This window comes from Afifella sp. YEN Y35 (assembly GCF_047553465.1).
GTDB classification, from domain to species: domain Bacteria; phylum Pseudomonadota; class Alphaproteobacteria; order Rhizobiales; family Afifellaceae; genus Afifella; species Afifella aestuarii.
The window spans coordinates 3,410,933-3,429,615 of record NZ_CP180203.1 but is presented as its reverse complement, the minus strand read 5'-3'; the positions used below and the strand labels follow the sequence as shown (position 1 = coordinate 3,429,615).

General features: G+C 66.1%; 20 protein-coding genes. 8 read left to right on the top strand and 12 right to left on the bottom strand.

Translation table 11 applies throughout. The features are described from left to right. The first annotated feature begins 300 nt into the window (after positions 1-300). Entirely contained in the window at positions 301-528 is a 228-nt protein-coding gene (locus ACK8CP_RS16285; protein ID WP_234630199.1) for a hypothetical protein, read from the top strand. A 60-nt stretch (positions 529-588) separates the two neighbouring features. Here the strand turns inward: ACK8CP_RS16285 and ACK8CP_RS16280 are convergent, their stop codons facing one another. From ACK8CP_RS16280 to ACK8CP_RS16250, 7 genes are all read right to left on the bottom strand, one after another. After that, positions 589-2,124, bottom strand: a complete 1,536-nt coding sequence (locus ACK8CP_RS16280) for a putative bifunctional diguanylate cyclase/phosphodiesterase (protein WP_234630198.1) — start codon at positions 2,122-2,124, stop codon at positions 589-591. 298 nt (positions 2,125-2,422) lie between these two features. Beyond that, entirely contained in the window at positions 2,423-2,944 is a 522-nt protein-coding gene (locus ACK8CP_RS16275) for a hypothetical protein (protein WP_414832512.1), read from the bottom strand. 44 nt (positions 2,945-2,988) lie between these two features. Continuing rightward, positions 2,989-3,177 carry a DUF3008 family protein gene (locus tag ACK8CP_RS16270; RefSeq protein ID WP_414834286.1) on the bottom strand — a complete coding sequence of 63 codons (189 nt, stop codon included), beginning with the start codon at positions 3,175-3,177 and terminating at the stop codon, positions 2,989-2,991. A gap of 72 nt (positions 3,178-3,249) precedes the next feature. Then, the gene (locus tag ACK8CP_RS16265; RefSeq protein WP_414832511.1) at positions 3,250-4,026 is read right to left on the bottom strand and encodes an SDR family NAD(P)-dependent oxidoreductase; all 777 of its coding nucleotides are present in this window, start codon (positions 4,024-4,026) and stop codon (positions 3,250-3,252) included. Between the two features lie 27 nt (positions 4,027-4,053). After that, a complete protein-coding gene (locus ACK8CP_RS16260) occupies positions 4,054-5,670 on the bottom strand; it encodes a TRAP transporter large permease (RefSeq protein WP_234630194.1) in 1,617 nt (538 codons plus the stop codon). 51 nt (positions 5,671-5,721) lie between these two features. After that, a complete protein-coding gene (locus ACK8CP_RS16255; protein ID WP_205649797.1) occupies positions 5,722-6,264 on the bottom strand; it encodes a TRAP transporter small permease subunit in 543 nt (180 codons plus the stop codon). Positions 6,265-6,463: 199 nt separating this feature from the next. After that, positions 6,464-7,555, bottom strand: a complete 1,092-nt coding sequence (locus ACK8CP_RS16250; RefSeq protein WP_234630193.1) for a TRAP transporter substrate-binding protein — start codon at positions 7,553-7,555, stop codon at positions 6,464-6,466. 180 nt (positions 7,556-7,735) lie between these two features. On the opposite strand from ACK8CP_RS16250, the gene ACK8CP_RS16245 reads away from it, so the two are divergent. Next, positions 7,736-8,515: a gamma-glutamyl-gamma-aminobutyrate hydrolase family protein gene (locus tag ACK8CP_RS16245; RefSeq protein WP_414832510.1), complete on the top strand. Its 780-nt coding sequence runs from the start codon at positions 7,736-7,738 to the stop codon at positions 8,513-8,515. Between the two features lie 18 nt (positions 8,516-8,533). On the opposite strand, the gene ACK8CP_RS16240 is transcribed toward ACK8CP_RS16245, so the two are convergent. Both ACK8CP_RS16240 and ACK8CP_RS16235 read right to left on the bottom strand, forming a co-directional pair. Next, positions 8,534-9,646 carry a nickel/cobalt transporter gene (locus ACK8CP_RS16240; RefSeq protein WP_414832509.1) on the bottom strand — a complete coding sequence of 371 codons (1,113 nt, stop codon included), beginning with the start codon at positions 9,644-9,646 and terminating at the stop codon, positions 8,534-8,536. Then, positions 9,637-10,287, bottom strand: coding sequence for a DUF1007 family protein (locus tag ACK8CP_RS16235; protein WP_414832508.1), 651 nt, complete (start codon positions 10,285-10,287; stop codon positions 9,637-9,639). Before ACK8CP_RS16235 ends, ACK8CP_RS16240 begins: the two co-directional genes overlap by 10 nt. A 230-nt stretch (positions 10,288-10,517) precedes the next feature. Between ACK8CP_RS16235 and ACK8CP_RS16230 the strand changes: the two genes are divergently transcribed. Continuing rightward, positions 10,518-11,597: a Glu/Leu/Phe/Val family dehydrogenase gene (locus ACK8CP_RS16230; protein ID WP_414832507.1), complete on the top strand. Its 1,080-nt coding sequence runs from the start codon at positions 10,518-10,520 to the stop codon at positions 11,595-11,597. Between the two features lie 60 nt (positions 11,598-11,657). Here the strand turns inward: ACK8CP_RS16230 and ACK8CP_RS16225 are convergent, their stop codons facing one another. Together ACK8CP_RS16225 and ACK8CP_RS16220 are read right to left on the bottom strand one after the other, a co-directional pair. Then, positions 11,658-12,611 (bottom strand): NAD(P)/FAD-dependent oxidoreductase, encoded by a 954-nt coding sequence (locus ACK8CP_RS16225; protein ID WP_414832506.1) that lies wholly within the window; start codon positions 12,609-12,611, stop codon positions 11,658-11,660. A 117-nt stretch (positions 12,612-12,728) separates the two neighbouring features. Then, entirely contained in the window at positions 12,729-13,523 is a 795-nt protein-coding gene (locus tag ACK8CP_RS16220; RefSeq protein WP_414832505.1) for a creatininase family protein, read from the bottom strand. A gap of 172 nt (positions 13,524-13,695) precedes the next feature. Between ACK8CP_RS16220 and ACK8CP_RS16215 the strand changes: the two genes are divergently transcribed. Then, a complete protein-coding gene (locus ACK8CP_RS16215) occupies positions 13,696-14,616 on the top strand; it encodes a DMT family transporter (protein WP_414832504.1) in 921 nt (306 codons plus the stop codon). After that, on the top strand, positions 14,600-15,508 hold the full coding sequence (gene gluQRS, locus ACK8CP_RS16210; protein ID WP_414832503.1) for a tRNA glutamyl-Q(34) synthetase GluQRS: 909 nt from the start codon (positions 14,600-14,602) through the stop codon (positions 15,506-15,508). Before ACK8CP_RS16215 ends, gluQRS begins: the two co-directional genes overlap by 17 nt. Before the next feature lie 18 nt (positions 15,509-15,526). Here gluQRS and ACK8CP_RS16205 read toward each other — a convergent pair whose 3' ends face one another. Continuing rightward, positions 15,527-16,483 (bottom strand): AEC family transporter, encoded by a 957-nt coding sequence (locus ACK8CP_RS16205; RefSeq protein ID WP_128290601.1) that lies wholly within the window; start codon positions 16,481-16,483, stop codon positions 15,527-15,529. A 206-nt stretch (positions 16,484-16,689) separates the two neighbouring features. Between ACK8CP_RS16205 and ACK8CP_RS16200 the strand changes: the two genes are divergently transcribed. The 3 genes from ACK8CP_RS16200 to ACK8CP_RS16190 all read left to right on the top strand — a co-directional run bounded on the left by ACK8CP_RS16200 (position 16,690) and on the right by ACK8CP_RS16190 (position 18,573). Further along, positions 16,690-17,529, top strand: coding sequence for an SDR family NAD(P)-dependent oxidoreductase (locus ACK8CP_RS16200; protein WP_414832502.1), 840 nt, complete (start codon positions 16,690-16,692; stop codon positions 17,527-17,529). Positions 17,530-17,626: 97 nt separating this feature from the next. Next, the gene (locus ACK8CP_RS16195; protein ID WP_128290599.1) at positions 17,627-17,806 is read left to right on the top strand and encodes a twin transmembrane helix small protein; all 180 of its coding nucleotides are present in this window, start codon (positions 17,627-17,629) and stop codon (positions 17,804-17,806) included. A gap of 158 nt (positions 17,807-17,964) precedes the next feature. Further along, positions 17,965-18,573 (top strand): acyloxyacyl hydrolase, encoded by a 609-nt coding sequence (locus ACK8CP_RS16190; RefSeq protein WP_234630182.1) that lies wholly within the window; start codon positions 17,965-17,967, stop codon positions 18,571-18,573. Positions 18,574-18,683 lie beyond the last annotated feature (110 nt).

Genomic DNA, 18,683 nt, shown 5'->3' with positions numbered 1-18,683 from the left:
CAAGAAAACAGCCGAGACCAGGAGACAAAACAGCCGCAAAAGGCAGAGACAAACTGTCCGCTGCCACCATCTGACGAGTCAGGCTAGGTTGACACTCCGGCCATGGGGCTGTCGCATGGCCATGAGGGGGCTCGCCGATCCGGCGTCGCTGCGCTTGCAGAGCGGAAGACCGTCTCTGCAGCAACCGATGCCTAAGGGATGCGCCCCCTTTCTGCTGCCGGTCGCGAGCCTGCTTGCGGCCCGGAGCCTCGGTTGGCAATCCAGCGACACCGCGGGTCGCCTGGAACATGGGAGATTGAGATGGTCCTCACCTTTTTCGGGGTGATCTTCAACCTGGTCGGTATTCTTCTCGTGATGCGCTACGGCATCGCCTTTCAGGCGCAGAAGCCCGGCATGCCGGAGCCTCGTCCGCCGCAAAACGACGAAGAGCGGGCGATCCTCGAGAACATTCGCCGGGCCGGCCAGTTCGGCATCGTGATCCTGGTCCTCGGCGCCTTCCTCCAGATCCTGGGCGTCTTCTACAGCTAGCCGAACGCGCGCGCCTTTTGCGCGCCTGCCCCCGAGCATCTGCCCGCCGGGCAACAGCCCTCAGGCGCTCGCGCGCACCGGCCAGTTGCGGCCGATGAGGTCGTCGACAGCCTCCAACGGCAGCGGCTCGCTGTAATAGAACCCCTGACCGAGTTGGCATCCGAGCTCGGCGAGCTTCTCGCCGAGCGCCAGCTCTTCTATGCCCTCCGCCGTGGTGTCGATACCGAGCGCCTGGCTGAGATGCAGGACCGCCTCCACGATCGCCTGCCGGTCTTCGCTCTCCAGCATGCCGGCGATGAAGGATCGGTCGATCTTGAGCGTGTCGAGATGCAGTTCGCGCAGATGGTAGAGCCCGGAATAGCCGGTGCCGAAATCGTCGAGCGCGACGCGTATGCCCGCCTTGCGAAGCGCCGCAAGCACGGCCTTCACCTCGTCCATGCGCTCCACCAGCGCCGTTTCCGTGAGCTCCACCTCCAGCCGGTGCGGCGCGAATCCGGCGCGCGCCAGGATGTCGAGGAGCTGGCTCGGCAGGGCCGGATCGAGAAGCTGCACCGGTGCGAGATTGATCGATAGCGTGAAGCTCGACGGCCACGCGACCGAGGCTTCCATCGCCTGCTCCAGAAGCACGAGCGTCATGCGGGTCAGCTTGCCGCTGTCCTCCGCCATGGCGATGAACCGGTCCGGCAACAGCAGCCCCTTGTTCGGATGCAGCCATCGCGCCAGCATCTCGAAGCCGACGATCCCGCCCGTCTTGAGGTCGACGACGGGCTGCAGGTAGGGGACGATCTCACGCTTCGTCAGCGCATCGTCCATCTGCTGCTCGAGCGCGATCCGCTCCAGAAGCGCCGAATCCATCCCCGCTTTGTAGAAATGGAAGCTGCCGCGCTCTTCCGCCTTGGCATGGTACATGGCGATGTCGGCGTTGCGCAAAAGCACGTCAGCGGCTTCTCCGTCGTCGGGATAGAGCGCCACGCCGACGCTCGCGCCGATGCGCATGCTGATGCCGCGGACACGGATCGGCAGCGCCATGTCGTGGACGATCTTATGGACGAGCCGCAGGAGTTCGTCGGTCTCGTCCTGATATTCGAGAAGCGCGGCGAATTCGTCGCCGCCGAAGCGCGCCACCACACCCCGGCCGGCCGCAAGCCGCGTCAGCCGCTCGGCGACGATGCACAGAACCTCGTCGCCCATCTGGTGGCCGTGCAGGTCGTTGACCGGCTTGAAGCGGTCGAGATCGATGATCAGAACGGCAATCCGCCGCCCGCCATCGCGCGCGGCGATCACATGGCTCTCGAAGATCTCGAACAGCCGCCGGCGGTTGGGGAGCCCGGTCAAAACGTCGTGCCGGGCCAGGCGCTGCGCCTCGCGCTGGGCGGCATCCTTGGCCGCCATCTCCTGGCGCAGCTGCACGACCCGCCAGATGGCGACGCCGAGCAGGATCACCGTCATGATGACGGCCGTCCCGAAAATCTCGTCGAGCTGCCAGGATTCGTGGTGGCGGCTGAAATCGTACAGCGCCTCGAAGAAATCCAGGCTGAGGCTGAAGGCGTAACCGACAGCGGCAGCCGCAGCGATGATCAGAAGGGTTCGGATCAAGACACTGCTCCGGCGTGACTCCTGAGTGCTGGCGGGGGATGGCCGGGGCTCGGAGCGAAAACTGTTACGCTGCATAAGACCTCAAAGTTGCGCTTTTCCAACGACAATCAAGCCCCGCCACAGAGTCTTCAATCTCTACGTGTATATCGCAGAAAAAGGTTTGCCGCTTCTGAATCTTGCGCGCCTCGCAGGTTCGCCGCCTGGCGCCACCCGGACTCCATCCCCGGCACCCACCTCGCCCGCAGCCTCGCAGATGGCACGCCCGGCAGCGGAGCCGAGGCGTCATCCTGCATGCGGCTCATTTGGGAAACGCCTCCTTCTGACCGTGCACGTTCGGCGTGTAGCCCGGGCCGATCGTCAGCGGCCGGTCGGGCATCTCCTTCTGTTCCACGGAAGAGACGAAATCCTTGTCGATGCGCTGCAGCTCGGCGCCATCCGGCGCCCTCAGCACGATCGCCACGTGATAGGGCATGTCCTTCCTCGTGCCTTTGAGGCCCGGCGTATCGAAGACGAACTTCTTCTCGTCGCCTCGCACTTTTTGCGAAAATTGGATCGCCGGTCCGCCGCTCGGGTCCTCGAAACGCGCCTCCACCACGGCGCCTTCCGGCAGCTGGCGTTTCGGCGCGAGAACCACCCCGTAATGCATTTCGGAGATCCGGTAATTGAAGATGAAACCGCCGCCCGCGAGAATGAGATAGGGCTTCCGGCTTTCGTCGGCGCACGCCGTGAGAAGGCCGGCGCTGATCAGCCCCGCGACCAGACCGAGCCTGCATCCGCGCATATCGATCCCCCGCCCGATTTCCGTCTCCCCGATCGCCATCTCGAAGGCGTCACCCGCAACCAGCTCGAGGCCGGCGAAGCCGCTCAGCTCTTGGATATGTGGTCCGGCTTGCCCTTGCGGTCTCCCGTGGCGAACTCTTCGAGCTCCTTTTCATCCATCGAATCATACATCGACTTCGAGGCGCCTTTGAGATCGGATGTCCTGGTCTCGCCGCGCTTGCCGGAAAGCGCCGCCCCGGCGGCCTTTTGCTGGGCTTTCGACTTGGCTGGCATCATGGCATCTCCTGACGAGGATGCCGGGGAAACGCCCAGGCGGATGCGATGGTTCATTCGGCCGAAACCGAATTATCCTCCGCCCGCAAGCACTTGCCCGCCATCGACCGTCACCGTCGTGCCGCTCACATAGGCGCTGGCCCGTGAGGCGAGAAACAAGAGCGCCCCGTCGAGATCGCCCTCTTCGCCGAAGCGGCGCATCGGATTTTGTTTGACGATCGCCTCGCCCGCCGGGCTCTCCAGGAAATCGCGGTTGATCTCCGTCAGAAACCAGCCCGGCGCGATCGCATTGACGCGAATGCCGTAGCGCGCCCATTCGAGCGCCAGCGCCTTGGTGAGATGGATGAGTGCGGCTTTCGAGGTCGCATAAGGCGCCGTCCCCTTGGAAACGGCAAAGCCGAGGACCGAGGCGATGTTGACGATGGCGCCGCCCGTCTCCGCCTTCGCCATGCGCTCTGCGGCCGCCTGCGCCACGAAGAACGCCGCGTCGAGATTGGTTTCCATCACCTTCCGCCACTGCGCCCGGTCGAGCGAGATGGCGGGCCCCGCCGGCGCGATGCCGGCATTGTTGACGAGGATCGTGACGGTGCCGAAACGCGCCTCGGCGGCATCGAAGGCGGCCGAAACGCCCGCCTCGTCCGTAACGTCCGAGGCGACGGCGAGCGCCGAGCCGCCCTGTCCTTCGATCTCGCGCACCAGCTCTTCGAGCCTGTCCTGGCGCCGCGCCGCCAGCACCACCTTGGCACCGTTTTCGGCAAGCACGCGCGCAAAGCGCCGCCCGAGCCCCGATGAAGCGCCGGTGACGAGCGCCACCTGTCCTTTCAGATCGAAGAGCTCGCCCGCGCGCATCTGATCCCCCTTGAGCTGCGAAACGCTCTAATTCCCGTAGAGCTTGAGCGGCAGCCAGGTTGCCACATCCGGCAGGAACCACAACAGGACGAGCGCGAAGACCTGGATGCAAACGAACGGAACGATCCCGCGATAGATGTCGGTGGTGCGGATATCGGGCGGCGCCACGCCCCGGAGATAGAAGAGAGCGAAGCCGAAGGGCGGCGTCAGGAACGAGGTCTGCAGGTTCACCGCCATCATGATGCCGAGCCAGACCGGGCTCATCGTGCCGCCGCCCGGCATTTCCATCTGCAGAAGAATGGGCGCCACGATCGGCACGACGATGAAGACGATTTCCAGGAAATCCAGAAAGAAGCCCATCACGAACATGACGAGCATGACGAGAAGGATCGCCGCGAGCGTGCCGCCGGGCAGCGCGGTCAGAAACTCCTCGATGAAATCGGCGCCGCCGAGACCGATGAAGACGATCGAGAACATGCGCGCGCCGATGATGATGGTGAACACCATCGCCGAAATCGCCATCGTCGACTGGCAGACGGCCGCGAGCACCCGCTCGCCGTTTTGATCGTGCCAGGCGAAGGTGCGCCAGAGCGCCATCGCCACGCCCCAGGCAAGACCGAGGGTGAGCACCACCGCCGCCCCGATCGCCACCCATTCCTCGACCGAGACCACGCTCCTTTGCGAGCGCAGATCGTAGAACGAGGTGAGGAGGAGAAGGCCGGCCATGCACAGAACGCCGATCAAGATCGGCCCGGCGCGGCGCTCGTCGCACTTGTAGCCGGCGAGCATCGTCGCGCCGATCGCGCCGACGCCCGCAGCCTCCGTCGGAGAGGCGAGCCCGATCAAAATCGAGCCGAGCACGGCGACGATCAACAGAACCGGCGGGGCGAGCGCATGGATCACCTGACCCCAGAAAGCGAAGCCGGAAAGCTCGCCGAGTTCCTCATGCGGGATCGCCGGCGCTTCGGCCGGATGCAGAAAGACGTAGATGATCTGATAGACGATATAGAGGCCGACGAGCATGAACCCTGGCAGCAGCGCGCCGGCGAAGAGATCGTTCACCGACACCGTGTCGGGCGCGAAGATCCCCATGGAGAACTGCGCGTTCTGATAGGCGACGGAGAGCTGGTCGCCCAGAAGCACGAGCACGATCGAGGGCGGGATGATCTGCCCGAGCGTACCGGAGGCCGCGATCGTGCCGCAGGCGAGACGCTTGTTGTAGCCGCGCTTCACCATCGTCGGCAGCGACATCAGCCCCATCGTGACGACGGTGGCGCCGACGATGCCGGTGGAGGCGGCGAGAAGCGCGCCGACGATGCACACCGAAAACGCCAGACCGCCCGGCACCGACCCGAAGAGCCGCCCCATATTGTCGAGGAGTTCTTCCGCGATCCGCGATCGCTCCAGCATCACCCCCATGAAGACGAAGAGCGGCACGGCCACGAGCGTCTCGTTGGTCATCGTGCCGAAGATCGACTGCGGGAAGGCGGTCAGAAGCGACAGCGAGAAGACGTCGAAGGCGGAGCCGATGAGGGCAAAGCCGAGCGCCGTTCCGGCGAGCGTGAAGGCCACGGGAAAGCCGGCCGTCAACAGCCCGCAGGCCGCCACGAACATCAAGAGACAAAGAAGGAGCGGGTCGATCATGAACTTTGCCGATCGCCCGTTCTGCGGACGAGGCCCGTTTGGTTGCGTGAATTAATGGACGCTGTCGCGCGCAATTCCAGCCGCCGTATAGCTGTCGTCATGCTCCTTGAGCGCCACGATGGCGCGCAGAGCCATCGCCACCCCCTGCAGCCCGACGAGAATGGCGAAGACCCAGATGAAGGTCTTCAGCGCGAAGATGAGCGGCAGGCCGCTTACTTCCGTCGAACGCTCCAGGATGCGCCAGGAATTGCTGACATAGCCGAGCGACAGCCAGAAGGCCGCCACGCACACCGGCAGGAGCAGAAACAGCGCGCCGAAGAGATCGACGAGCGCCTTCTTGCGCGGCGAGGCCTCGCGGTAGAGGACGTCGACGCGCACATGCCCGTCCTGCAGGAGCGTGAAGCCGGCTCCGGTCATGAACAGGATCGCATGCATGTACCAGATCGATTCCTGCATCGGGATGAAGCCGATGGAGAAGACGTAGCGCAGGATGACGGTCGCAAACTGCACGAGCGCCGTCAGGACGGCGAGCCACATGACGGCGCGGCCGATGCGGTAGTTGAGACCGTCGATCACGGCGATGATGGCTTTCACGCTCTCTCCCCTTCAGGCGCGGCAGGCGGCCCGCCCAAGCGCCTAAACCCTTCGCGGAAAACTGAAAAGGGGCGGGAGAACCCGCCCCGAACACCCTTCCTTCGAACGCGCCCCCCGAACGCGCCCCCTCGAACGCGCCCAACGAACGCGCCCAACGAACGCGTTTCGGCGTCAGGTCGCATCACCCGCGACCGAAGCCTCACGCGAAAGGCGTCAGCGCCCGCTTGTTGGCGTAACTCTGGTCGGAAATCTTCGTCCAGTCGACCGCCTTGGCACGGAAATCCAGGAACGCCTCGTAGACCTTCTTGGTCAGCGGGTCGGAATTGCCGGCCTTGTCGAGAACGTCTTTCGCCGCCTTGCCGAATTCGCGGTAGATCTCGTCGGAGAACTCCACGAGTTCCACGCCGTGATCGTTGACGAGCGTCTTCAGCGCCTGGCCGTTGTTGGTGTTGTAGGACGACAGCGTCTCGTTGTTGACGGCATAGGCGATCGCCGTCATCAGCGTCTGGTCGCTTTCCGAAAGCCCGTCCCAGAACGGACGCGAAATCCCGAAGCTCAGAAGCGAGCCCGGCTCGTGGAAGCCCGGGTAATGGTAGTTCTTGGCGACCTTGTAGAGACCGAAGGCGAGGTCGTTCCACGGCCCCACCCATTCCGTCGCATCGATCGTGCCCGATTGCAGCGCCGGCAGGATTTCCGAACCGGCGAGCGTCACCGAGGTGCCGCCGAGCGCCGTGATGACGTCGCCGCCGAAGCCCGGAATGCGCATCTTCAGGCCTTTGAAGTCGTCGACGGTCTGCATCTTTTTGTTGAACCAGCCGCCCATCTGGGAGCCGGAATTGCCGCCGGGCAGATGCTTGATGCCGAACTGGCCGCCGACCTCGTCCCACAATTCCTGGCCGCCGCCCTTCTGGATCCAGGCGTCGATCTCCGCCGGCATGAAGCCGAACGGCACGGCGCAGAAGAAGGAATAGCCGGTGAGCTTGCCCTGATAGTAATAATCGGCCGAATGGTACATCTGCGCCGTGCCTTCCTGCACGGCGTCGTTGCACTTCAGGGGCGGGACGAGCTCGCCGCCGCCATAGACCTTCATGGTGATGCGCCCGTCCGTCGCCCCGTCGATCAGGGTGGCGAACCGTTCCGGCGCCTCGCCGATGCCCGGAAAATTCTTCGGCCAGGAGGTGACGCACGTGATCTGGATGCGGTTTTGCGACAGCGCCGGCGTGGCAAGGGTCGTGGCCGCGGCCGCACCGGTGCCGAGCCCGGCTGTCTTCAAAAACGAGCGACGATCCATGCTCTGTTTCCTCCCTTGGGTCGTCTTCTTTAGCGGGCGGGAAAACTTGCATTTTCGCCAAACTCTGTCCAGCGCGGCTCTCTGCGGCGAAGCGGCAGGCAAGAGATTGAGAAAGGCCGCACGTGACGCGAGAAGACGGGCTGACTTTTGCCCACCGACCGCATTAGGATGCCTGCCACGATGCGCAGCAGAAACACCCCCATCATTCTCGTCACCGCCGATGTCCGTCCCGCCGACGGCTATGTCTGGCATGCCGTGGCCGAAACCTATCTGAGGGCCATCACCAGCATCGGTGCGGTGCCGCTCATCCTGCCCTCCATGGCCGACCGCATCGATCTCGATGCCGCCGTGGAGATGGCCGACGGCGTCCTCGTCACCGGCTCGCGCTCCAACGTGCACCCGGACCGCTACGGCGTGACGCCGGAGGACAAGCACGGGCCGTTCGATCCCTCGCGCGATGCGACGACGCTTCCCCTGATCCGCCTCGTCCTGCAGCGCGGCCTGCCGCTCCTCGCCGTCTGCCGTGGTTTTCAGGAGCTGAACGTCGCGCTCGGCGGCGCCCTCTTGTCGGAGGTCCAGGAGATCGAGGGCCGCTTCGACCATCGCTCGCAGGCCGACGAACCCGATCAGCGTTTTGCGCTCGCCCACGACGTCACCTTCGCGCCGGACAGCCGTCTCGCAACGATCGTCGGAAATCAGCGCATCCGCGTGAATTCCGTCCACCGCCAGGGCGTCGACCGGCTCGGCCGCGGCCTCGTCGTGGAAGCGACCGCCGATGACGGCACCATCGAGGCCGTGCGCGTCTCCGATGCGGCGAGCTTCGCCTTCGGCGTGCAATGGCATCCGGAATACTGGGCGGAGACCGATCCGCCCTCGCGGGCGATCTTTGCCGCCTTCTCGGAGGCGATCCGCCAGCATCAGGACGCCAAGGCGAAAATCGCCGCCGAACAGGACACCTGACCGGGCGGCGGCAGAAGCCTAGGCGAGAGCCCCCGCCAGCAGAAGCCCGCCGAGCGCGGTGATCGCGAGCGCCCCGCCCCATTCGAGCACCGAGACGAAGGCCGCGCCGGCGCCGGGCCGCGTCTGAAGAAGCTTGGCCGCCACGCCCTTGGCGCCGACGGCGAGCGCGGCGAGGACCGCGACCGTGAACCCGGTCCCGAGCGCCATCAAGAACGTCGCCGCGACCCCGGCCCAGAAGATCTTCTGCGACAGCGCGAAGACGAGGACGATGAGGGCGCCCGAACACGGCCTCAGGCCGACGGAGACGACCGCCGCGGCCGCCCCGGCCAGTCCCCGGCTCTTCTCCACCAGCGCCGCATCCGGCACATGCCCGCAACACGCGCCATGGTCATGATGATGATCGTGATGATGAGTGTGCCCGTGCCCGTGATCATCAGGGTGGTGGTCATGCGCATGCCCGTCCTGAAGATACGCCGCGCGGAGATGCACGTCATGCCCATGCGCCCCGGCCGCGACCGGCGCGAGGCCGGCAGTCGCAGGACGCATGCCGAGGCGCAGCCGCGCGAAAAGCCGCCGCGATTTGCGCAACAGCAGGAAAAGACCGAGCGCCAGAACGAGCCCGTAGCTGCCGATCTCGAAGGCGCGCGCCGTATCGGTGATGGCAAAGCTCGTCAGCCCCAGAACCGCCGCAAGCGCGCCGATCAGCGCCACCGCCACCACCGCCTGCAGAAACGCCGCCAGGAAGGCGATCAGAACCCCGCGCCGCGCCGTCTTCTCGTTGGCGAGGATATAGGACGAGATCACCACCTTGCCGTGGCCGGGTCCGGCCGCATGCACGATGCCGTAGATGAAGGAGACGCTGCCGAGCCACCAGAAGGCCGACCCGTCGGAGGCGAGCCGCGACAGGGTCGCCGTCAGCTCGCGATAGAACCCCTTCTGCAAGGCCGCGATCATCGGCACGAGCCCGGCGCCGCCGCCCTCGCCCGGCAGGCCCACGCCAAACGGGGAGGTCGCCGCCTCGGCATCGGAGACGAGGCAGACGAAGACCGCCAGGACGATCAGCGGCATGAGCGCGACAAGCGCGACAGGCGCATCCGGCCGCACACTCCCCTCTCGCCGCATCAGGGACATGTGATCATCGCGGCATTCTCCGTGCCGGCCGTCAGGCTCTTGAATTCCGCGGGAAGCTCGCGCTGGTCCGCGCCGATCGTCGCCAGCATGGCGGCGGCAGTCGCATCCGGCTCCTCGCCGAGCGTCACCTCGAGCTTGCAGGAGGCCGGCGCATCGGCAAGCCGCACCGCCTCCTTCGACGGCAGCGAAAAGGCGACGAAATATTCCGGATCGGAGACAACGAGCTCGACCGGCGCGTTCGCCGCGATCGGCTCTTTCAGCGGCAGGGTGAAATGCAAAATCAGTTGCTTGCCGCTCGGCTGCAGCCAGTAATCGACGGGATCGCCGAGCTTCACCGGCTCACCGCCGGCGGTGAGCACAGTGAAGAAGTCATAATCGGCCAGCGACGTGACGTTGACCTCCGCCAAGGGCTTCAGCTCTTCGGCCGACAATTTGCCGTCGCCGTCGGCGTCGAGCCCCTGCGTCGCATAGGCGGAAAACGCCTCGTCGAAGCGCCAATGATGGCGGATGCCGACGATGCGCCCGCTTTTGTCGAAGGAAACCTCCGAGGCGACATCCACCCACACATGCGGATGCGCCAGCGCCGCCCCCGGCAAGAGCGCGAGGGCCAGAACGAGAAGCGAGAGCAATCGGCGCGCCATCGGGCAGTCTCCGGTCGTCGCATCCGACCCAATCGGCGGACGCACAGGCGCTTTCTCGCACAAGTGCGGCGACAGCGCGGCGGAATAATCTTTCGCACGACGTCGCGGCAGAAAGTCATTTGCCCCTCCGCCCGCGGCTTTTTGGCGCTCCTCCAGCCAGAAGCTTTCGCGCCGGGCGCTTATCTCTGCGCCAAGAGGAAACGCCTAAAAAAACAAAAAGGACCTGAGCCATGCCCGTCATCGCCTTGTCGGAAGCCGAGCTCGCAAGCCATCCCGCCTTCGAAGGACACGAAGAGGTGGTGCGCATCGAAGACGAGGCGGCAGGCCTCGCCGGCTACATCGCCATTCACGACACCACGCTCGGCCCCTCCCTCGGTGGCTGCCGCGTCTGGCGTTACGCCGATGAAGGCGCCGCCCTTGAGGATGTTCTGCGCCTGTCGCGCGGCATGACCTACAAGAACGCGCTCGCCGGCCTCAATCTCGGCGGCGGCAAGGCCGTCATCATTCTCGCCCCCGGCGCGCCCAAGACCCCGGCGCTTTTTGAGGCCTTCGGCGCCGCGATCGAAGAACTCGCCGGCCGCTACATCACCGCGGAAGATGTCGGCACCAGCCCCGCCGATATGGCCGATGTCGCCCGCGCGACGAAGCATGTGCGCGGCACGCCGGCTTCGGGCGTCGCCGATCCCTCGCCCTATACGGCGCTCGGCGTCTTCCACGGCATTCTCGCCGCCGTCGAGTACCGTTTCGGCTCGAGCTCGCTGGAAGGCATCCGCGTCGCGGTCCAGGGGCTCGGCCATGTCGGCTGGCGCGTCGCGGAAAAGCTGCACGAGGCCGGTGCCGATCTTCTCGTCTCCGACATCGATGCAAAAACGCTGGCGCGCGCCGAAGAGGCCTGGGGCGCGCTCGCCGTGCCCGTGACGGAAATCCACGCCGCGCCCGTCGATCTCTTCGCCCCCTGCGCCCTCGGCGCCGGTCTCAACCGCACCACCATTCCGCAGATCCGCGCCGCCATCGTGGCGGGCGCCGCCAACAACCAGCTCGCCGAGGCCGACGACGCCACGCGGCTGCGCGAACGCGGCATTCTCTATGCGCCCGATTACGCCATCAATGCCGGCGGCGTCGTGGCGCTCGCTTTGGCCGGCGCCGGCCGCTCGCAGACGGAGATGCGCGACAAGGTGGAGGCGATCGGCTCGACGCTTGCGTCGATCTTTGCGCGCGCCGCGGAAGAGAGGACGACGACGGCCGCGATCGCCGACCAGCTCGCCGAAGAGCGGCTGACCGCCGTCAAGCGGCGCTCGCAGGCCGCCTGAGGCGCCGACACACCGAGGCACAGGACCGGCGGGAAGCGCCGAGCCCTCATGCGCGAACCCCTAATCCGCGACCGAGGCGAGCACCGCGTCGGCCGCCGCCGTGCCGGAAATGAACGCCGCCTCCGAACGCGCGGCGATGCACCAGTCGCCGCAGGCGACGAGCCGCCCTTTCGCCCCGACGAGGCAGGGTTCGCCCGCGGGTTCCGCGACGAGCGCCTGGCGCCAGCGCCGGATTTTGCGGGCCATCAAGGGCGGCAGAGGCCCGTCCGCCTCGGCGGCGAGAAGGTCGAGGAGCCGCTCCGACAGCTCGTCTTCGCGTGCGCCGAAATGCGCTTCGGAAAACCCGGCCGATGCGTGCACGACGAAACTCTCCGTATCGCCGCGGCCGGCCTTCGAGCTGTTGCGGATGGCGACACTCAAATCGCCGCGCCTTGAAATCCAGTCGGCCATGATCGGCACGGCGCCGTCGAAGACGAAGAGCCCGGCGATCGCCGGCCGCATCACCACCTCCGACAGGCGGTCGAAGGGCTTGCCATGGGCATGCAGCAGCGGTTCGGCGGCAGACGCCGGAAGCGCCACGATCACCGCATCGAACGGCCCGATCGGCGCGGAATTGCTTTGCAGGAGATAGCCCTCGCTCGCCCGGCCGATCCGTTCGACCGCGGTGTGCGTGCGGATATCGAGCCCCTTTCCGGCGAAATCGGTGAGGCCGTCCATGCTCGGAAGGCCGATGAGCCAGGGCTCGTCGCTCTCGCGCCCCGAGGGCGCCCAGCCGGTCGCCTTGCCGGCGAAGACCGCCTCCTGCATGAAGGATTTGAAGGGCTCTTCGCGGGCCGTGACATAGACCGCGCCCGCATCGACCGGCACGCCGGCGACCTCTTCCGAGGAGAGCCGCCCTCCGGACTTTCCGGCCGCTTCGAAAAGGATGGGGTCGAGCCCCGCCGCACGCAGGCGCCTGGCGGCGGCGAGACCGGCGAGACCGGCCCCGATGATGGCGATCGATGCGTCCTTCAAATGTCCTCCTCGTCGCCTTTCACAAAGCGCCTCAGGGCGCGGTGCCGATGCCGGGTTCCGGCGCGCCCGGCGCTGGTTCAAGCAAAGCTGCGAGCCGCCGTAAAGCCCTGTCGCGCCTCATTGTTCGGCAAGACACTCGCGCATGCCGGCAACCGCCACCTCACGCACGAGTTCCGCCATGCCCCGCGCCTGGTGCCGCGCGATCGCAGCCCCCGCTTCGGCGCTCGCCGCGGCGGCGTTGCCGACGACGCCTTCGGCATTCAGATCCTCGGCAAGCCAGCCATAGCCGACATCGCCATAGGCGCGAAGATGGCGAAAGCGCTCGGTAAGCCCGCTTTGCCGCGAGGGAAAATTCTCCAGAGAAAGATGCCGGACGAGATCGGGCTTGAAATGCAGCATCAGCGCGGTCTCCACGAAACCGCCGTGAATGCCGACGGCACGCTCCGAATCGTCGGCAAGTTCCGCCGGCAGACCGAAGCGCCGCCAGCTCGTCGTCACCGCCAGAAGCCCGTGGCGCGCCCGAAGTTCGAGCACGGCCGCCCCGGCCGAGGGCGTGTTGCCGCCATGCGAGCTGATCAGAATGAGTTTCCGGAGGCCCGACGCCGCCACCCCTTCACCCATGGCGACGATCGTCTGCGTCATCTGCGCCGCCGAAAGCGACAGCGTGCCGGCAAAGGACATGTGTTCGAGCGAGGCACCGACGCTGATCGTCGGAAGAAGCAGCGCTTCGACGTCGGGATCGAGCGTCTTCGCGAGCTCCCCCGCAAGCCCTTCGGCGATGTGGCAATCGGTGCCGAGAGGCAGATGCGGCCCGTGCTGCTCGGTGGCCGCGATCGGCAGGATCGCCACGGTGCGCGCAGGATCGCATCGGGCGAGTTCGGGGCTCGTCAGATCCTGCCAAAGGCGCAACATGGGAAGCCTCTCCAACGCGTCTCACATCCATGTGAAAAGCAAATACGCCCGCTCTGCAACGCCTTTTGCGCAAGGGAGCCGTGCCGCCGCCGATGAGGGCGAGAGATGAGGGCCAGGGGTGAGAGAACGATGAGAGCTTGCTTTCCGGCCTGGAAGGCCCTTTGCATGCGAAATGGTCTCTCTCTCCGAAGACGCAGGCGCTGGCGCCGCCGCGGCGCGCCTGCGTGCGCTTCTTCTCATCATGCTCGCCTTTCTCTGCTTCGCCTGTCTCGACACGACGGCGAAATATCTCGGCCAATGGCTGCCGGCGATGCAGATCGTCTGGGTGCGCTTTCTCACGCATTTTGTCCTGACGCTCGTCATCTTCCGGCCGTGGCGCGACATGGCGCTCTGTCTGCCGCGCAACAAGAAGCTCCAGGTGGCGCGCGCCTGCTGCCTCGTCGGCTCGACCTTGTTCAACTTCCTGGCCGTGCGCCATCTTCAGCTTGCCCAGACGGTCAGCATCTTCTTCATCGGCCCCTTCATCGTCACGGCCCTTGCCGGGCCGATGCTCGGCGAATGGGCGGGGCCGCAGCGTTGGGCGGCGGTCGTCGTCGGTTTCATCGGCGCGCTCATCATCATCCAGCCGGTGCCGGGGGCCTTCGAGCCGGCGATGCTTCTCTCGGTCGGGGCTGCGACCTCGAACGCGCTCTACGTCATCCTGACGCGCCAGATGGCCGGGCGCGAAACCGCGCAGAGCATGATCGTCATGCCGGCGATCCTCGCAAGCTTCGCCATCGCGCCGCTCGGCATCGCCCAATGGGAGACCGTTCCCAGCACCTTTCTCTGGGGACTCCTCGTCGCCACCGGCTTTTTCGGCGGCCTCGGCCATTGGCTGTTGATCAAGGCGCACGAGCTCGCGCCCGCCACCCTGCTTGCGCCTTTCGTCTACAGCGAGATTCTCTGGATCACCGCCCTCGGCTTCGTCATATTCGGCGATGTTCCGCCGCGTTCGACGGTTCTGGGAGGTGCGATTATCATCTTGAGCGGCCTTTTCATTCTCTATCGCGAACGGCGCACCAGGACGCCTCCCTCGATTGAACCGCGCGCCTGAAAAACCCGTCTTCCGGTTCGCGCCGAGCCCGAACGGCTATCTGCATCTCGGCCATGCCTATAGCGCGCTTCTCAACGAGCATGCCGCCAAGGCCGTGGGCGGACGTCTCCTCCTGCGCATGGAGGACATCGACTACACCCGCGCCCGACCGGAATTCACCGACGCGATTTTCGATGATCTCGCCTGGCTCGGCATCGCCTTCGAACAGCCGGTTCTGTGCCAGAGCCATCGCTTTCCGGCCTATGCCGGCGCGCTGGCCGCCTTGGATCGTCTCGGCCTTCTCTACCCGGCGTTCTTGAGCCGCTCGGAGATCCGTGGCGCCGTCTCTGACAAGGAAAAGACCGGCCATGTCTGGCCGCGCGATCCCGACGGCGCCCCGCATTATCCCGGCCTCGAACGCGACTGGTCGCGGCAGATGCGCGCCGAACGGATCGCGACCGGCGCCCCCTATGCGCTGCGCCTCGACATGCGCCGCGCGCTCGCGGGCCTCGAGCCTCTCGCCTGGCAGGAACTCGACCTGGAGACCGGAGAAACCACACGGGTGAGCGCCCATCCGAGCGGCTGGGGCGACGTCATTCTGGCGCGCAAGGACGTGCCCGCGAGCTATCATCTCGCCGTCACCCTCGACGACGCCTATCAGGGTGTCACCCATGTCGTGCGCGGCGCCGATCTCGAAGCGGCGACCTCGGTCCACCGCCTCCTGCAGGTGCTGCTCGGCCTGCCCGCGCCCCTCTACCACCATCACCGGCTGATCCTCGACAAGGAGGGCCGCAAGCTCGCGAAATCCGCCGGCTCGACCGCTCTGGGCGATCTGCGCGAGGCGGGTGCCACGCCCGAGGAGATACGCCGCAGCCTGGGCTTTGCGCCGCGAGCCGCCGCCTCCGTCGCCTGAGATTCCCGTAGCCGAAGTTCAGGTAAAAGCGCGCAACACCATCAGCCAGAAGGCGACGCCGCCGACGCCGAAGGCCGTCGAGATCAAGGTCGTGTTGGAGGCGAGCGCCTCGCCCGTGCCGAAGCGGGTGGCGATGAGGAAGGCGTTGACGCCGGTCGGACAGGCCGCCACCAGCACCAGAGCGGCCGTCGGCACCGGGCCGAGCCCGACGAGAAGCGCCACCGGCAGAACGACGAGCGGCATGAAGAAGAGTTTGATGCCGGCGATGAGTGCGCCTGCCGGGATGTTGCGGGCGATGCCGTAGCGGGCGAGCCCCATGCCGCAGGCGAAAAGCGCCACCGGTCCCGCCACGTCGGCGAGGCTGTCGATCAGTTTTTCGGCGAGCCCCGGGATCGGCAGATGGAAAACGTGCCAGATGCCGCCCAGGATGATGCCGATGATGAGCGGATGGCGGATGAGTTCGAGCGCAAACGCCCCCCACATGGCGCGGCTGCTCTCCACCTCCGCCACCAGCCCGTCGCGCCGCCGCGCCCAGGAGTTGAGGGCGAGGCTGGCCGCCATCATCACCGGCAGATGCACCGAGACGAGAATGAGGACGACCACCGTGCCGGGATCGCCATAGGTGGCGCGCGCCAGCGGAATGCCGATCAGAACCGTATTGGCGAAGGCCGCCGACACGCCCGCGACGACGCCTGAGCGCGTGTCGCGCTTGAACAGCCGCCGCACCAGAACATGCGCCACCGTCCAGGTGACGAGCACGCCCGAAAAATACGCAATCCAGATCCGCCACGGCGACAGGCCGTGGAAATCCGCATGCGCCAGCGTGCGAAAGAGGAGGAGCGGAATGGCGATGGTGAAGACGAAATCGGCGAGCGCCCCGCCGGTCTCCATCTTCAGGAGCTTGAAGCGTGCCGCGAGATAGCCGATCCCGATGAGGCCGAAGATGGTGAGGACGATGCTGGCGGTGTCGGACATCGGCGTTTGCGGCGTTGGCGGCGTTTGCGGCGGTTGCAGCGGCTTCGGCCGCGATGGACGGCTGTGGGCGGCTATGGCGGCGAAATTCGGATCTCCTCCCGCCTTAAGCCGCCGCCACTTGATTGCCTAGGAGGAAGCGGGGACAAGGGCTGAAGAAAAGCTCGATTTCACGCTCCCCGGACGGGGGAACCAGAAGAAAGGCGCCCATGGCCCGCAGCATCTTGATCACCGGCTGCTCGTCCGGCATCGGCCGCCATTGCGCCCTCGGCATGGCAAAGCGCGGCTGGCGCGTCTTTGCGACGGCGCGCAAGGAGACGGATCTCGCGGCCCTGCGCGAAGCCGGCGCCCGCTACGGTCTCGAAGCCCTCTATCTCGACTATGCCGACGACGCCTCGATCGAAGCCGCCCTGAACTCCGTGCTCGCCGCCACGGAGGGCCGCCTCGACGCCCTCTTCAACAACGGCGCCTATTCGCAGCCGGGCGCCCTTGAAGACCTCTCCTCTGCCGTCCTGCGCGCCCAGTTCGATGCCAATTTCTTCGGCTGGCACGAGCTCACGCGAAGGGTGATCCCGGTGATGCGCCGCCAGAATGCCGGCCGCATCGTCATGAATTCCTCCGTTCTCGGTCTCGTCGCGCTCGGCTTCCGCGGCGCCTACAATTCCTCGAAATTCGCGCTCGAAGGCTACACCGACACCTTGCGCATCGAGCTTGCCGACACCGGCATCGAGGTCGTGGCGATCGAACCCGGCCCGATCGCAAGCCGCATGACGGAAAACGCCATCGCCGCCTTTCATCGCAATGTCGACATCGACGCCTCCGTCCACGCCGCCTATTACCGCCGCCGCCTCGCCTCCATGGAAAAGGGCGGCAACACCTTCGGGCAGCTCGGGCCCGACGCCGTCCTCGAGGTTCTGATCGAGGCCTGCGAGGCGCCCAGTCCGGCGACCCATTATCCCGTCACCCGCCAGACCAGGATCGCCGCCTTCGGCCGGAGGCTTCTGCCGCGCCGGTTGCTGCACAAAGCCGCGACGCGCGCCACCAATTAGGAAAAACGACAGCCCGCTTCCGCCGCCTCTCAGATTTGCGTCTCGTCTGTGGCTGGCTTAATGCGGTTTTCTGGTCCTCAGCCAAGGCAGGAAAACCATGGAATATCTTGGTCCGGTCGCCGTCCTTGCCGTCGTCGTCGTGCTTGTACTCGGATTGTGGAACATGCTGCGCGGCGGCAGCCCCAATCGTTCGCAAAGCCTGATGCGCTGGCGCGTCGGTCTGCAGCTTCTCGCCGTCATCGTCCTGATGGCGGGCCTCTGGCTCAGCACCCGCTGAAATCTGCCCAGACCCCACTGAGAAATCCGCTGGGCAAGCGTGCCTTTGCGGCAACAATCGCTGAAGCTTTGGCCGCCTTTGGCCACCTTTCCGGCAAACACCGTTGCCGCGCCCGGCCGGCAAAGCTAAAGCCGAAGGAACAATTTCACGGGGCTGTGATGCGGTTATTGAGCTTTGGCGCAGGTTTGGTTGCGCTTTTCGGGACGTCTGCGGCGCTGGCGGCGGATCTGCCGGCCGAGCCCGCCGACCCCGTCTATTATGCGGCCGAGCCGGTCAGCACGTATCATTTCTTTGACGAAGTGCGCATCGGCGCGACGGGCTTCCTCGACGACCGCCATCGCCTCACCGACGAGGAAGAAGGCGTCTTCCTCAACGGCGAAGTGCTCTTCGGCAATCCGATGACGCCCTTCGACAACCGCTTCGTCGATTTCCTCCTGCGCCCGCGCCCGCATATCGGCGGCACCGTCACCACCTCGGGCGGCACCAATCAGATCTATGCCGGCCTCACCTGGGACTACAATCTGACCAACCGGATTTTCCTGGAAGGCACCTTCGGCGGCACCATCCACGACGGCAACACCGATCACGTGGAAACCGGCGCCCGCCTCGGCTGCTCGGCGCTGTTTCGGGAAAGCGCCGGCATCGGCGTCAACGTCACGCAGCATCTGCGCGTCATGGCCCGCATCGACCATTCCTCGAATGCCGGCCTGTGCGACGACAATGACGGCCTCACCCATGCCGGCGTGATGGTCGGCTACAAGTTCTAGGTCGCGATCCAAGTCGCGGCCTTCAGCGCCGCGTCTTCCGCGTCTTCGGCTCCCCGCCGCCCGTGACGACCGCAGAAAGGTCCACGGGCGCCGGTGCGGTTTCGCTCGGC

What these genes read in the sequence shown, in the direction of transcription:
- ACK8CP_RS16245 (WP_414832510.1), top strand. Translation starts at nt 7,736, where the DNA reads ATGCGCAGCAGAAACACCCCCATCATTCTCGTCACCGCCGATGTCCGT.
- ACK8CP_RS16250 (WP_234630193.1), bottom strand. Translation starts at nt 7,555, where the DNA reads ATGGATCGTCGCTCGTTTTTGAAGACAGCCGGGCTCGGCACCGGTGCG.
- ACK8CP_RS16200 (WP_414832502.1), top strand. Translation starts at nt 16,690, where the DNA reads ATGGCCCGCAGCATCTTGATCACCGGCTGCTCGTCCGGCATCGGCCGC.
- ACK8CP_RS16230 (WP_414832507.1), top strand. Translation starts at nt 10,518, where the DNA reads ATGCCCGTCATCGCCTTGTCGGAAGCCGAGCTCGCAAGCCATCCCGCC.
- ACK8CP_RS16220 (WP_414832505.1), bottom strand. Translation starts at nt 13,523, where the DNA reads ATGTTGCGCCTTTGGCAGGATCTGACGAGCCCCGAACTCGCCCGATGC.
- ACK8CP_RS16285 (WP_234630199.1), top strand. Translation starts at nt 301, where the DNA reads ATGGTCCTCACCTTTTTCGGGGTGATCTTCAACCTGGTCGGTATTCTT.
- ACK8CP_RS16235 (WP_414832508.1), bottom strand. Translation starts at nt 10,287, where the DNA reads ATGGCGCGCCGATTGCTCTCGCTTCTCGTTCTGGCCCTCGCGCTCTTG.
- ACK8CP_RS16195 (WP_128290599.1), top strand. Translation starts at nt 17,627, where the DNA reads ATGGAATATCTTGGTCCGGTCGCCGTCCTTGCCGTCGTCGTCGTGCTT.
- ACK8CP_RS16265 (WP_414832511.1), bottom strand. Translation starts at nt 4,026, where the DNA reads ATGCGCGCGGGCGAGCTCTTCGATCTGAAAGGACAGGTGGCGCTCGTC.
- ACK8CP_RS16205 (WP_128290601.1), bottom strand. Translation starts at nt 16,483, where the DNA reads ATGTCCGACACCGCCAGCATCGTCCTCACCATCTTCGGCCTCATCGGG.
- ACK8CP_RS16260 (WP_234630194.1), bottom strand. Translation starts at nt 5,670, where the DNA reads ATGATCGACCCGCTCCTTCTTTGTCTCTTGATGTTCGTGGCGGCCTGC.
- ACK8CP_RS16240 (WP_414832509.1), bottom strand. Translation starts at nt 9,646, where the DNA reads ATGTCCCTGATGCGGCGAGAGGGGAGTGTGCGGCCGGATGCGCCTGTC.
- ACK8CP_RS16215 (WP_414832504.1), top strand. Translation starts at nt 13,696, where the DNA reads ATGGTCTCTCTCTCCGAAGACGCAGGCGCTGGCGCCGCCGCGGCGCGC.
- ACK8CP_RS16270 (WP_414834286.1), bottom strand. Translation starts at nt 3,177, where the DNA reads ATGCCAGCCAAGTCGAAAGCCCAGCAAAAGGCCGCCGGGGCGGCGCTT.
- ACK8CP_RS16275 (WP_414832512.1), bottom strand. Translation starts at nt 2,944, where the DNA reads ATGGCGATCGGGGAGACGGAAATCGGGCGGGGGATCGATATGCGCGGA.
- ACK8CP_RS16190 (WP_234630182.1), top strand. Translation starts at nt 17,965, where the DNA reads ATGCGGTTATTGAGCTTTGGCGCAGGTTTGGTTGCGCTTTTCGGGACG.